General features: G+C 69.1%; 12 protein-coding genes. 4 read left to right on the top strand and 8 right to left on the bottom strand.

Annotation, left to right across the window (positions count from 1 at the left end):
- Positions 1-85 precede the first annotated feature (85 nt).
- Positions 86-1,981, bottom strand: a complete 1,896-nt coding sequence (dnaK, locus tag MLG87_RS11585; RefSeq protein ID WP_243295329.1) for a molecular chaperone DnaK — start codon at positions 1,979-1,981, stop codon at positions 86-88.
- Positions 1,982-2,146: 165 nt separating this feature from the next.
- On the opposite strand from dnaK, the gene MLG87_RS11580 reads away from it, so the two are divergent.
- Positions 2,147-2,344: a DNA gyrase inhibitor YacG gene (locus MLG87_RS11580; RefSeq protein ID WP_243295328.1), complete on the top strand. Its 198-nt coding sequence runs from the start codon at positions 2,147-2,149 to the stop codon at positions 2,342-2,344.
- A 6-nt stretch (positions 2,345-2,350) separates the two neighbouring features.
- Here MLG87_RS11580 and MLG87_RS11575 read toward each other — a convergent pair whose 3' ends face one another.
- The 6 genes from MLG87_RS11575 to MLG87_RS11550 all read right to left on the bottom strand — a co-directional run bounded on the left by MLG87_RS11575 (position 2,351) and on the right by MLG87_RS11550 (position 8,908).
- Positions 2,351-3,313 carry a hydroxymethylglutaryl-CoA lyase gene (locus MLG87_RS11575; protein WP_243295327.1) on the bottom strand — a complete coding sequence of 321 codons (963 nt, stop codon included), beginning with the start codon at positions 3,311-3,313 and terminating at the stop codon, positions 2,351-2,353.
- Between the two features lie 8 nt (positions 3,314-3,321).
- A complete protein-coding gene (locus tag MLG87_RS11570; protein ID WP_243295326.1) occupies positions 3,322-4,515 on the bottom strand; it encodes a CaiB/BaiF CoA transferase family protein in 1,194 nt (397 codons plus the stop codon).
- Between the two features lie 25 nt (positions 4,516-4,540).
- Positions 4,541-5,128, bottom strand: a complete 588-nt coding sequence (locus MLG87_RS11565) for a chromate transporter (RefSeq protein WP_243295325.1) — start codon at positions 5,126-5,128, stop codon at positions 4,541-4,543.
- Positions 5,125-5,706, bottom strand: coding sequence for a chromate transporter (locus MLG87_RS11560; protein WP_243295324.1), 582 nt, complete (start codon positions 5,704-5,706; stop codon positions 5,125-5,127). The genes MLG87_RS11565 and MLG87_RS11560 overlap by 4 nt, the downstream gene beginning before the upstream one ends.
- A gap of 70 nt (positions 5,707-5,776) precedes the next feature.
- Positions 5,777-7,537 (bottom strand): anion permease, encoded by a 1,761-nt coding sequence (locus MLG87_RS11555; RefSeq protein WP_243295323.1) that lies wholly within the window; start codon positions 7,535-7,537, stop codon positions 5,777-5,779.
- 96 nt (positions 7,538-7,633) lie between these two features.
- Positions 7,634-8,908: a porin gene (locus MLG87_RS11550; protein WP_243295322.1), complete on the bottom strand. Its 1,275-nt coding sequence runs from the start codon at positions 8,906-8,908 to the stop codon at positions 7,634-7,636.
- A gap of 232 nt (positions 8,909-9,140) precedes the next feature.
- Here MLG87_RS11550 and MLG87_RS11545 point away from each other — a divergent pair, with 232 nt between their 5' ends.
- Genes MLG87_RS11545 through MLG87_RS11535 form a run of 3 tightly spaced genes read left to right on the top strand, consistent with a single transcriptional unit; the run spans position 9,141 to position 12,214 of the window.
- Entirely contained in the window at positions 9,141-10,139 is a 999-nt protein-coding gene (locus MLG87_RS11545; RefSeq protein ID WP_243295321.1) for an ABC transporter substrate-binding protein, read from the top strand.
- Between the two features lie 22 nt (positions 10,140-10,161).
- Positions 10,162-10,836, top strand: a complete 675-nt coding sequence (locus MLG87_RS11540; RefSeq protein ID WP_243295320.1) for a response regulator — start codon at positions 10,162-10,164, stop codon at positions 10,834-10,836.
- Entirely contained in the window at positions 10,826-12,214 is a 1,389-nt protein-coding gene (locus tag MLG87_RS11535; RefSeq protein ID WP_243295319.1) for a sensor histidine kinase, read from the top strand. Before MLG87_RS11540 ends, MLG87_RS11535 begins: the two co-directional genes overlap by 11 nt.
- Before the next feature lie 27 nt (positions 12,215-12,241).
- Here MLG87_RS11535 and MLG87_RS11530 read toward each other — a convergent pair whose 3' ends face one another.
- On the bottom strand, positions 12,242-13,192 hold the full coding sequence (locus MLG87_RS11530; protein WP_243295318.1) for a glycosyltransferase: 951 nt from the start codon (positions 13,190-13,192) through the stop codon (positions 12,242-12,244).
- Positions 13,193-13,219: the final 27 nt, after the last annotated feature.

Here is a 13,219-nt window from a genome sequence, read left to right as displayed (position 1 = left end):
GCGGAGTCGCGGCTGGGCCGAGACTCCGCGAGGGGGTCCGGGGGTGTGCGCGCAGCGAAGCGGAGCGCGGGACCCCCGGGGAAGGCTAACTGACGACTTCGGCGTCGATGACGTTGTCGTCGCCACCCTTCTTGCCATCGCCCTGAGGGGCGCCGGGGGTGCCGCCACCATCCGCGGGAGGCTCCTGCTTGTAGAGAGTCTCGGCCAGCTTGTGGCTCTTGGCCGTGAGGGTCTCCAGGGCCTTCTTGATGCGGTCCTTGTCCAGGCTGGCCAGGGCGGCCTTGGCCTCGACGATGGCCTCCTCGGCCTCCTTCTTGTCGGCCTCGGGCAGCTTGTCGCCGCTGTCCTTCAGGAGCTTCTCCACCTGGTAGACCATCTGGTCGAGGTGGTTCTTCTCCTCCAGCAGGGCCTTGCGGGCCTCGTCATCGGCCTTGTGGGCCTCGGCGTCCTTCACCTTGGCGTCGATCTCCTCCTTGGAGAGGCCGGTGCTGCCCGTCAGCGTGATGCTGGCGTCCTTGCCCGTCCCCTTGTCCTTGGCGGTCACATGCACGATGCCGTTGGCGTCGATGTCGAAGGTGACTTCGATCTGCGGCATGCCGCGCGGCGCGGGCGCGATGTTGCCCAGGTGGAACTGGCCCAGGAGCTTGTTGCCCTCGACCACGGGCCGCTCGCCCTGGAAGACCTCGATGTCCACGCCGGGCTGGTTGTCCACGGCGGTGGTGTAGATTTCACTGCGCTTGGTGGGGATGGTGGTGTTGCGCGGGATGATGACGCTCATCTGGCCACCATTGGCGTTGATGCCGAGGCTGAGCGGCGTCACGTCGAGGAGCAGCACGCCCTTCACGTCGCCCGCCAGCACGCCCGCCTGCACCGCCGCGCCCAGGGCCACGACCTCGTCGGGGTTCACGCTGTGGTTGGGCTCCTTGCCGAAGATGGACTTCACCATCTCCAGCACCTTGGGGATGCGGGTGGAGCCGCCCACCATCACCACCTCATCGATCTCGTGGTGGGCCAGCTTGGCGTCCCGCACCGCGTTCTCGCAGGGACCCTTCAGCTTCTGGAGGATGGGCTCGATCATCAGCTCGAACTTGGCGCGGGAGAGCGTCTGGTTCACGTGTTTGGGGCCGCTGGCGTCGGCGGTGATGTAGGGCAGGCTGATGTCGGTCTGGGTCGTGCTGGACAGCTCGATCTTGGCCTTCTCGGCGGCCTCCTTGAGGCGCTGCATGGCGTCGGCCTGCTTGCGGAGGTCGATGCCCTCGGCCTTCTGGAACTCGTCCGCCAACCAATCGATGATGGCCTGGTCTATGTTGTCGCCGCCCAGGTGGGTGTCGCCGTTGGTGGACTTCACCTCCACCACGCCCTCCGAGACCTCGAGGATGCTGATGTCGAAGGTGCCGCCGCCGAAGTCGAAGACGGCGATGGTGCCGTCCTTCTTCTTATCGAGGCCGTAGGCGAGGGCCGCGGCCGTGGGCTCGTTGACGATGCGCTTCACGTCCAGGCCCGCGATGGCGCCGGCATCCTTGGTGGCCTGGCGCTGGGCGTCGTTGAAGTAGGCGGGCACGGTGATGACGGCCTCGGTGATCTTCTCGCCCAGGTAGGCCTCGGCGGCCTCCTTCATCTTGGTCAGCACCGCGGCGCTGATCTCCTCGGGGCTGAGGTGCTTGTCGTTCACCACCACGGCGCAGCCGCCCTTGTCGGCCCGCTCCACCGTGTAGGGGACGAGCTTCTGCTCCTTGTCGGAGTCGGCGTAGGGCAGGCCCATGAAGCGCTTGATGGAGTAGATGGTGCTCTTGGGCTGGGCCACGGCCTGGCGCTTGGCCGGCGCGCCCACCAGCCGCTCGCTGGTCTTGGGGTTGAAGCCCACCACGGACGGCGTGGTGTCCGCGCCCTCGGGGTTCGGGATCACCTTGGGCTGCCCGCCTTCCATGACGGCCACGCAGCTGTTGGTGGTGCCGAGGTCAATGCCGATGATCTTGCCCATGGTGTCGCTCCTTCTGAGGGTTGCTGAGGGGGGGGGCAGGCCGGACTGCGCCCACCCTGTCCCTATAGGATAGAGGAAAGGGACCCCCCGTCAACATGATCTTCTATTTTTAACTCATATTTTCTTCGTGATTGAACAAAATCTACCAAGGGATATGCTGACATCATGACGCTTCGTCCCTGCCCCATCTGCCGCACGCCCACCACCTGGGAGGGCAACCCCTTCAAACCCTTCTGCTCGGAGCGCTGCCGGCTCCGCGACCTGGGCGCCTGGGCCAGCGAGAGCTACCGCGTCCCGGAGAAGCCCCAGGAGGAGGACGGCGAAGGCTGGAGCGACGAGGGCGAGGAGGGCCGGGAGGGTTGACCCCCTTCAGGCCAGGGCCCGGGCCCGGATGGCCTCCAGGCTGGCGGGGGCCGGATGCAGGTCCCGGCTGCGCCCCGCGTGCATGACCTGGCCGGGCACGTCGTGGGCCACCAGCTCGGGCAGGCTGCGGGCCGCCGCCAGGAGGCGCGGCAGGTCTACGGCCACAGGGAGGCCCATGGCCTGGAGCATGTGGACCAGGTCCTCGGTGCAGATGTTCCCGGTGGCGCCCGGCGCGTAGGGGCAGCCCCCCAGGCCGCCCAGGGAGGCGTCGAAGCGGACCACCCCGGCGTCCAGGGCCGCCAGCGCGTTCGCCAGGCCCATGCCCCGGGTGTTGTGGAGGTGGGCCGTGAGCTCCGCCCCCGGGAACCGTGCCCGAAAGGCCCCGCAGAGGGAGGCCACCTGCCCCGGATGGGCCATGCCCGTGGTGTCGCAGAGGGTGATGCCCGCCGCGCCCCGGGCCAGGAACCGCTCGGCCAGGCCCAGCACCGTGGCCTCGGGGACCGCGCCTTCCATGGGGCATCCGAAGCTGGTGGAGATCGACACGTTCAGGGCCGCGCCGGTTCCCGCGGCCAGATCCACCACCTCCAAGAGCCGCGCCACGGACTGCTCGCGGGTCATGCGGAGGTTCAGCAGGTTGTGGGCCTCGCTGGCGGACATCACCAGGTTCAGCTCGTCCGTCCCCGCGGCTAGGGCCCGCTCGGCGCCCCGGAGGTTGGGCACCAGGGCCGTGTAGACCACGCCGAGGGCGCGCCGGATCCCACGCATGACCTCGTCGGCATCCGCCAGGGCGGGGATGGCCTTGGGCGACGTGAAGGACGTGACCTCGATCTTGGCCAGGCCGCAGAGGCTCAGGGCGTCGATCAGCTCGATCTTGTCGGCAGTGGGGACGAAGCGGTCCTCGATCTGGAGGCCGTCGCGGGGGCCGACCTCCTGGATGAAGATGGGATGGGACGTGCAGCGCTCAAACATGGGATCCCTCAGATGACGCCTTTGGCGCGCAGTTCCGTCATGGCCGCCTCCGAGACGCCCGCCCGGCGCAGCACGGCCTCGGTATCGGCGCCCAGGGCCGGCGCGGGGCGTTCCGCCCGGCCGGGCGTGAGGCTCAGCTTGGGCACGATGCCGGGGACCTCGATGGCCTGGCCATCCGGCAGCCGGGCCTCCAGGATCATGCCCCGGGCCCGGAAGTGGGGGTCCTCGGCGATGTCCCGGGCATTGTAGATGCGCCCCGCGGGCACCTGCGCCTCGTCCAGGGCCGCCAGCACCTCATCCAGGGACCGCTCCGCCGACCAGGCGCCGATGGCGGCGTCCAGCTCCGCGGCGCGCGTCGCCCGGCCGTCGTTGGAGGCCAGGCCCGGATCCTCCGCCAGATCCGGCCGCCCGATCCGGGCCATGAGCCGCTTGAAGATGCCATCCCCGTTGCCGGCGATCAGCGCGTAGCCCCCGTCCATGCAGCGGTAGGCGTTGGTGGGCGCGATGCCCGGCAGGGCGCTGCCCGAGGGCTCGCGCACCACGCCGAAGGCGCTGTACTCCGGCAGCAGGCTCTCCATCATGTGGAAGACAGCCTCGTAGAGGGCCACGTCGATGACCTGCCCCTCGCCGCCGTTCACCTGGCGGTGGTAGAGGGCCAGCAGCACGCCGAGGGCGCCGTGCAGGCCCGCCAGCGAGTCGCCGATGGAGACGCCCACCCGCACGGGCGTACGGCCGGGCTCGGCCGTGAGGTGCCGGAGGCCGCCCATGGCTTCGCCGATGACGCCGAAGCCGGGCCGGTCCCGGTAGGGCCCCGTCTGGCCGTAGCCCGAGATCCGCAGCATCACCATACCGGGGTTGAGGGCGTGGAGCTCCTCCCACCCCAGGCCCCAGCCTTCGAGGGTGCCTGGGCGGAAGTTCTCGATGAGGACGTCCGCCTCTGCCGCGAGGGCGCGGACGATGGCCTGGCCCTCGGGCTTCCGCAGGTCCAGGGCCACGGACTGCTTGTTGCGCGACTGCACCTGCCACCAGAGCGAGGTGCCGTCCTTCAGCAGGCGCCACTTGCGCAGGGGATCGCCGGCGCCCGGCGGCTCGACCTTGATGACCTCGGCCCCGAACTCGCCGAGGATCTTGGCCGCGAAGGGCCCGGCGATGAGCTGGCCCAGCTCGAGGACGCGGATGCCACTGAGGACGGAGGGTTGCATGGGGGATCCGTGGTAGGGGCGGGGCCTAGACCACGCCGAGGATGCCCAGGAGGGCGCCGGCCGCCAGGAGCCAGAGCACGTGGAGCCGCGTGCGCCACACCAGCAGGGCCGTGGCGGCGGTCAGCAGCCACAGGGGCCAGGCCGGGGCGGAGTCGTGGGACGCGCGGGCCAGGATCCAGCCGGTGGCCAGCATGAGGCCGATGACGACGGGGGCCATGCCCTGCTTGAAGGCCCGCACCCCGCGGAGATGCCGGTTCCGGTGCCCCCATTGCGAGGCCAGGTGCGTGACGATGGTGCTGGGCAGGAGGATGCCCGTGAGGGCGAGGACCACCCCGGCCAGCGCCAGCAGCGGCCCGCCGGAGTTCATGCCCAGGTTCCAGCCCAGCAGGGCCACGAAGAGGATGTTCGGCCCCGGCGCCGCCTGCGCGAGCGTGATGGAGCTGCTGAACTGGGCCTCGCCGAGCCACCGCTGCTGGAGCACCAGGTAGCGGTGCATCTCCGGGGCCGTGGTGAGAGCGCCGCCCACGGATAGCAGCGACAGCAGGAGGAAGTGGCCGAGGAGCTGCAGCCAGTCCCAGCCGTGCAGAGAGAGGGTTTCCGGGCCGGCCGTCACGGGTCCAGCCTCGCGTAGGTGGCCAGGCAGGCCACGCCGCCGAGCCCCAGCAGCACGAAGGGCATGGGCCAGCGCAGCAGGGCCACGCCTCCGAAGGCGGCCACGGCCAGGGCCCCGCAGGCGGGTCCGCCGAGGGGATGGCCCCTCAGGCCCCCGGAGAGGCGGAGGCCCGCGGCCATGATCAGGCCCGCGGCCACGGCGCCCATCCCGCGCAGGGCCCGGGCCACGGCCGGATGCTGGCCCAGCCGGCCGTAGGCCACGGCCAGCAGCAGGACCAGCAGCAGGGGCAGCGCGAGCATCCCGGCCATGGCGGCGAGGGCGCCCCGCCAGCCGAAGCGCCGGCCGCCGATGACCAGCGAGAGGTTCATGACGTTGGGCCCGGGCATGATCTGGGCCACGGCCCATTCCTCGACGAAGGCGGCCTGGGTGAGCCACCGCTTCCGCTCCACCAGTTCCCGGTGCGCCACGGCCATCACGCCGCCGAAGCCCTGCACAGCCAGCCAGGTGAAGGTGAGGAAGAGGTCCGTCAGGGAGCGGGGCCCTGGTGAATCCTCGGGAAGGGTCTCGTGGTCGGTCATGGTCACCCGCGGGAAACAGGAAGGGCGAGGGGGACCCGCACCAGACGGGCCCCCCTCGGTGACTGCGAACCTACCAGAGGTGCAGCACCTTCCACCAGGCGCCACCCACGACCACCCAGATGAGGATGTTCACGACGCTGACCATGAAGCCCAGGCGCCACCAGGTGCCGATGGGCACGTAGCCCAGGCCGAACATGGCCGGGGCGGGGCCCGTCCCGTAGTGGGTCATGCTGGCGTGCAGGTTGGAGAAGAAGCAGAGCACCAGCGCGGCGAGCATGGGCGGCGCGCCGAGCGTGATGGCCACGCCCAGGAAGGCCGCATACATGGCGCCGGCGTGGGCCGTCATGCTGGCGAAGAAGTAGTGGGCGTAGAAGTAGGTCACGGCCAGGACCAGGAAGCCGAACTGCCAGCTGTGGCCGGCCATGGAGGCACCCACCACCTTGCTGAACCAGGGGATCATGCCCAGCTTGTTCAGGAAGCCCGCCATCATGATCAGGCCCCCGGTCCAGATGAGCACGTCCCAGGCATTGTGCTCCTCCAGGACATCCTTCCAGGTCAACACGCCGGTCAGCAGCAGCAGGGCCAGGCCCAGGAGCGCGGCCGTGGTGCCGTCGATGCCGAAGGTCTTCTCGCCGATGACCCAGAGCACCAGCACGACGCTGAACACGGCGACCATCAACCACTCGGACAGGGATGGACGGCCCATCTCCCTCAGCTTGGCCGTGGCCATCTCCACCGCCTCGGGGGTCTCGGTGATCTCGGGCTTGTAGAGCTTGTAGAAGAAGAAGGGGATCACCAGCAGGCCCACGAGGCCGGGCACGATGGCCGCCACGAACCAGCTGTTCCAGGTGATGTTGATGCCGAAGTCCGCGGCGAACTTCTGGGTCATGGGGTTGGCCGCCATGGCCGTGAGGAACATGGCGCTGACGATGAGATCCAGGTTGAAGCAGGTCATGGTGAGGTAGGCGCCGATCTTGCGGGCGGTGCCGTCCTCGGGGTTGCTGCCGTAGGCCCGGGCCAGGGAGCGCATGATGGGCATGATGATGCCGGCCGTGCGGGCCGTGTTGCTGGGCACCACGGGGGCCAGCACGAATTCGGTGGCGGCGAATCCGTAGGCCAGGCCCAGGGTGCGCTTGCCCAGCAGGCGCATGAAGAAATAGGCGATGCGCGTGCCCAGGCCCGTCTTGATGAAGCCGCGGGCGAACATGAAGGCCACGATGATGAGCCAGAGCGTCTTCTCCGCGAAGCCGCTGAGACTGTCGGCGATGGGGAGCGTCCCCGTGATGGCCGTGAGGCCCACGCCGATCATGGCCACGGCGCCCATGGGCAGGGGCCGGAGGATGATGCCGAGGATGGTGGCCACGAAGATGGCGAAGAGGTGGAGGCCGCGGACCCAGTCCGCCTGGCGGACCTTCTCGGCCTCGGCCTTGGCCTTGGCGTCCGCCTCCGCCTTCACCTTGGCTTCGGCATCCGCCTTGGCCTTGGCAGCGGCTTCGAACTTGAGCTTGGCTTCGGCTTCGATGCGCTGGACTTCGAGGTCCTTGGGGCTCAGCTTCTTTGTGGAAGCGGCAGCCTTGGGTTCGGCCGCCTTGGGCTCAACGGCCTTGGACTCGGCGGGCTTGGGTTTGTCGGCGGGCTTGGCCGCCTTCTCGCCGGGCTTCGCGCCGTTCTTGGCCTTGGCGGCGGCGCTGCCGGCGAAGAACTTGGCATCGGGCACCGGCGCGACGCGCGGAAGGATGACGTAGAGGAGGCAGCCCACCGCGAAGGTGGCCAGGAGGCGGAGGGGCTTGGCCCCCTGCCATCCACCGCCTTGGGATTCCGGATTGGACATGTCAGCACCTGCTGGGAGTGGCCGGGAGACCCGGCGCGTGGGGATTCGCGGAAAGGCCGCCGGGCCCGGGAGCTCCGGACCCGGCGGGAATTCGGCCTACAGGGCGCGGATGCGCATGCCGATGGCGAACTCGGTCTGGGAGTCGTGAGGGTTGCTGGCCGAGAGCCGGAATGCGTCATGCAGCTTCAGGTAGTCGAAGACCACGTAGGCTTCCATCTTCTTGCTGAGGTGGCGCCGCACGGCGCCATAGGTGGTGTCCCGGCGGCCCGACACGAAGAAGGTCTTGTTGGCCGTGTCGGCGAAGGGGTTCTGCCAGGCGCCCGTGGCCGCGCCCAAGCCGGCGTCGTCGGCCTTCATGGACTGGAAGCCCAGGTAGTAGCTCCACTGGGGATCGGTCTGGATGGAGGCGGACACGGTGAAGGCGGCGTCCTTGCGGTCCGGGTGGTTCAGGCCCTGCTCGGCGGTGTAATGGAAGTAGCCGGCGTTCAGGCGCAGCCACGGGAGGGGCTTCACGTTCCCGCCCAGGGAGGCGGACTTCTGCGTGTAGCCGTTGTTGTTGGCCTGGGTGTAGAAGCCGGCCAGGTGGAAGGCCTTGGCGTTGTAGCCCAGGGCCATGGAGGCCGTGGAGTTCTTTGTGGTGGTGTTCGGCTCGTAGTTCAGGTTGTAGGCCGCGCCCATGGCGAAGCCGCCGTCGGTGACCTTCTTCCACACCACGCCCTTGTCGATGCGGGTCTGGGCGGGCCCGCCCGTGGGGGAGCCGACACTCACGGCCCCCGCGTAGTAGACCAGGGCCTTGAAGTTGTTGTTGTTGGTCCAGCCGCCCTCGTCGTAGTTCACCTCGGCATGGGCGAAGGGGTCGCCGTAGATCACCGCGAAGTCGCGGGCCAGGGTGTTCTGGCGGCCGAAGGTGATCTGACCCAGCTCCTTGCTCTTGATGCCCAGCCAGGCGTCGCGGTTGAACAGGGTGTTGGCCTTGCCCTGCTCGCCGTCGTAGAGGAAGTACTCGCTCTCCAGCTTGTAGATCACGCTGAGGCCGTCGACGTTGGTCTTGATGGCGCCCTTCAGGCCCCAGCGGCTGCCGCTGAACCAGGACTCCATGAAGTCCACCTTGGTGCGCCCGTCCGCCGTGGCATTGGTCTTGGAACCCAGGGTGGCGTCGATGAGGATGTAGGGGGTCAGTTCCGCGGGGAACTTGAAGGCCCCGAGCTTGGCTTCAGGCTTGGCTTCCGGTTTGGCTTCAGGCTTGGACGCCAGCTTCTGCTCCAGCTCGGCGATGCGCGCGTTCTGCTTGGCCAGCTCGGCCTTGACGTCGACCTCCTGGGCCGGGAGGAGGGCGGCCGCGGCGAGGCAGGCCAGGGTGCGGAGATGCATGGGGACTCCTTGGTGTGGGGGATGGGTACAGCGGGATCGGGAGGGATGGACAGCCGGAGGCCGCCTCCCGGGAGAGGGATCGGGGCGAAACGGGGTAGATCACTGGGAATCTAGGAGGCCAACCTTTCAGCCAGCTTTCAGTGCCCCCGGATGTGCGTACGGTCACGCGGCGCGTTCGGCGCGCGCCGGTGCGATCATCCTGGAAGACCCCCGAATCCGATCCGGAGCCGCCATGACGTGCCCATCCAGATCCCTCGCGCTTGCAGCCTTCCTGCTGGCGGGAGCCGCCTGGCCCGGCCGCGCCGCCGAGCGCATCGTCCTGATGGTGGGCGGCATCGAGAAGATCATCTACCTTCCCGTGAAGCTGGCCCAGCAGCTGGGCTACTTCGAGCAGGAGGGGCTGGAGGTGGAGGTCCGCAGCGAATGGGCGGGCGTCCGCGGGGTGGACATGCTCCTCGTGGGCGGGGCCCAGGGCGTGGTCGGCTTCTACGATCACACCGTCTACATGCAGACCCAAGGCAAGGCCGTGGTGTCGGTGGTCCAGTTCTCGCAGGCCCCCGGCGAAGTGGAGCTGGTGTCCTCCCGGCTGCCCAAGGTGCGCACCATGGCCGACCTCGGTGGGCAGACCCTCGGCGTCACCGGGCTCGGCTCGTCCACCCAGTTCCTCTCCCGCTACCTCGCCCTGTCGGCGGGGCTGCGGCTGAACCAGGTGACCTTCAAGCCCGTGGGCACCGGCGATTCCTTCATCGAAGCCATGAGCAGCGGAACGATCGGCGCCGGCATGACCACCGAGCCCACGGCGTCGCGACTGCTCGCCACCGGCAAGGCGCGGGTGCTGGTGGACCTCCGCACCCCGGAGGATACGGCCCGGGCCCTGGGCGGCCCCTACCCGGCCTCCTGCCTCTACATGCAGACGGCCTGGGTGAACCGCCACAAGCCCGAGGTGCAGAAGCTCGTCAACGCGCTGGTGAAGGCCCTCCGCTACATCCAGGGCCACACGGCGGCCGAGATCGCCGCCCATGTCCCCGCCGACTACTACGGACAGGACAAGGCCATCTACATCAAGGCCCTGGCGCGCACCAAGCCCATCTTCATCCCCGATGGCCGGATGCCCGCCAACGGCCCTGCCAACGTCCTTCGCATCCTGACCCACACGGAGCGCTCCCTCCAGGGGAAGGCCGTGGAGCTCGCCAGCACCTATACGCTGGAATTCGTGAACGCCGTCAAGTGACCTCCCCCGGAATCCGCCGCCCATGAAACTCCTGCTGGTCGAGGACAACCGCGCCCTCTCCGAGTGGCTGGCCCGGACCCTGAGGGCGGACAAGTACACGGTGGAGTGCGCCCACGATGGCCTGGAGGCGGATGGCCTCCTCCGCACGGAGGCTTACGACCTGGTGATCCTCGACCTGGCCCTTCCGGGATTGGACGGCCGGGAGATCCTCAAGCGCCTGCGGAGCCGGCGCAATGCCGTGCCGGTGCTGATCCTCACGGCCTTCGATGCCACCCGGGACCGGGTGGAGGGCCTCGATTTCGGCGCCGACGACTACATGGTCAAGCCCTTCGAGGTGCATGAGCTGGAAGCCCGCATCCGGGCCCTGCTCCGGCGCGTCCACCAGCAGAAGAACCCGGTGTTCGCCTGCGGCTCGCTGGTCTACGACAGCAATCGCCGCGAATTCACCCTGTCGAGCGCGCCCCTGGCCCTGACACCCCGGGAGCACGCCGTGCTGGAGGGGCTGATGATGAAGGCAGGCCGGACAGTGAGCAAGAAGGCCCTGGCCGAGAGCCTGTACTCCCTGGACCAGGACGTGAACCCGGACGCCATCGAGATCTACGTCCACCGGCTCCGCCGGAAGCTCGAGCCGGGCGACGCGGTGATCGTGACGCTCCGGGGCCTCGGCTACCTTCTGAAGCCGCGCCATGAAATCTGAATCCACCCTCAGCCTCCGGGCCCGCCTGCTGCTGTGGCTGCTGGTGCCCCTGGGCGCCCTCGCGCTCACGAACCTCACCCTGGCCCGGCGGGAGGCTCGGCATACGGCCGACATGGTGCAGGACCGCCTGCTGCTCGGATCGGCCCGCATCATCGCCCAGCAGATCCAGTTCGAGGATGGTCTCCTTGACGTGGCCATCCCCCCGGCGGCCCTGGAGCTGTTCCAGTCCAGGGCCCAGGACCGGGTGTACTACCGCATCGCCTCGCCCAAGGGCGTGCTCCTCTCGGGTTACGCGGAGCTGCCGCCCCCGGTGGAGGCACCCCGCCCCGAGGAGTCGGTGTACTTCCAGACGGAAGTCCGGGGCGAGCCCGTACGGGTGGTGGCCTACGCCCAGCCCGTCTTCGCGGCTCCCGCCGAGGGCCCGGTGATCATCGAAGTGGCCCAGACCCTCCAGGACCACGACCAGCTGGCGCGGAAGCTCTGGACCACCACCCTGCGGCAGGATCTGTGGACGCTGGCCCTCGCCGGCCTCCTGATCTGGTTCGCCCTGCGCCGGGGCCTGAAGGACATCCTCCGCCTCCGGGATGAGGTGGGACGGCGCACGCCGGGCTCGCTGGAGCCCATCCAGGCCGGGCCCATGCCCCAGGAGCTCCGGCCCCTGGTGGAGTCCCTCAACGGCTACATCCAGCGCCTGGACGCCCAGATGGCGGTCCGCAGCCGCTTCATCGCCAACGCCTCGCACCAGCTCCGCACCCCCTTCGCCGTGCTTCAGACCCAGGCCAACTACGGCCTCCGCAGCCCGGATCCGGCCGTCAAGGACGAAACCCTCGGGGCCATGTCCGACGGCGTCCGCCAGGGGACTCGCCTCGTGAACCAGCTGCTCGCCCTGTCCCGGGCCGAGGCCGGGGCCCTGGCCCGCCGGCCCGGCGAGGTGGTGGACCTGGCGGAGCTGGCCCAGCGGGTGCTCGAGGAGCAGGCGACACTGGCCCAGTCGCGCTGCATCGATCTGGGCTTCGACCGCCCCGAGGGACGCGTGGACCTGCCCGCCTCGTCCATCATGCTCCACGAGCTGGTGGCCAACCTCGTGGACAACGCCCTCCGCTACACGCCCCCGGGCGGGCGGGTCACGCTTTCGCTCCGCAGGGTCGAGGGGCGTCCGGTCCTGACCCTCGAGGACAACGGGCCCGGCATCGCCCCCGCCGACCGCGCCCGGGTGTTCGAGCGGTTCTGCCGGCTCGGCAGCGACGACACGCCCGGGTGCGGCCTGGGCCTGTCCATCGTCCAGGAGGTGGCCCGCGCCCTGGGCGCCGAAGTGGAGCTGTCGGATCCCGCCACGGGTTCCGGTCTGGTCGTCACGGTAGCGTTCCCGGCCGGGTAGGCCTCCGGGATAGATCGGGCCCGCGGCCTACTGCGCCTGGTGGACCTTCTTCACCATGTAGCGGGGCCGGTCGCGCACTTCCTGGTAGATGCGGCCGATGTACTCGCCCAGCAGGCCGAAGGCGATGAACTGGCACCCCACGAAGAAGAAGAGGATGGCGAAGAGGGTGAACACGCCCTGGGCCGTGCCTTCGGGATGCAGGAAGCGGTAGACCACCAGGCCCAGGAAGAGGATGAAGCCGAAGCCCGCCGTGACAACGCCGAACACGCTGAGGGCCTGGAGGGGGATCAGGCTGAAGCTGGTGAGCAGGTCGAACTGGAGGTTGATGAGCTTCCAGAGGCCGTACTTGCTCTCGCCGGCGGCACGCTCGGCGTGGGCCACAGGCACCTCGGTGATGCGCTTGGCGAAGCTGTTGGCCAGCGCGGGGATGAAGCTCGAGCGCTCCTTGCAGAGCAGCATGGCGTCCACCACCTCGCGGCTGTAGGCCCGCAGCATGCAGCCGTAGTCGTGAAGCTTCACGCCCGTGGTCTTGCGGGTGACGGCGTTGACGATCTTGCTGGGCATGGTGCGGAAGAAGCTGTCGTTGGCCTGGCGGCCCTGGCGCCAGCCGCCCACCACGTCGTAGCCCTCCTCCACCTTGGCCACGAGCTTGGGGATCTCTTCGGGCGGGTTCTGGAGGTCCGCGTCCAGGGTGACGATGATGCGGCCCTTGACCTCGGCGAAGGCGCCGAAGATGGCGCTGTGCTGGCCGTAGTTCCGGTTGAACTCCACGACCTTCACGCGGGGTTCCTCCTTGGCGATGGCCACCAGCAGGACCAGGCTGCGGTCCCGGCTGCCGTCATCCGTGAAGATGACCTCCCAGGGTTTCGAGGAGTCCGTGAAGGACTCCGCCATCGCCTTGGACAGGCGCGCCCACAGCGTGGGGATGTTCTCCTCCTCGTTGTAGATGGGGATGACGATGCTGAGATACGGGTCCATGGGCGCTCCGCTTCCTATTCTAGTAGG

This window comes from Geothrix mesophila (assembly GCF_022808835.1).
In the GTDB taxonomy this organism is placed as follows: domain Bacteria; phylum Acidobacteriota; class Holophagae; order Holophagales; family Holophagaceae; genus Geothrix; species Geothrix paludis.
This window is presented reverse-complemented; position numbering and strand designations above follow the sequence as displayed.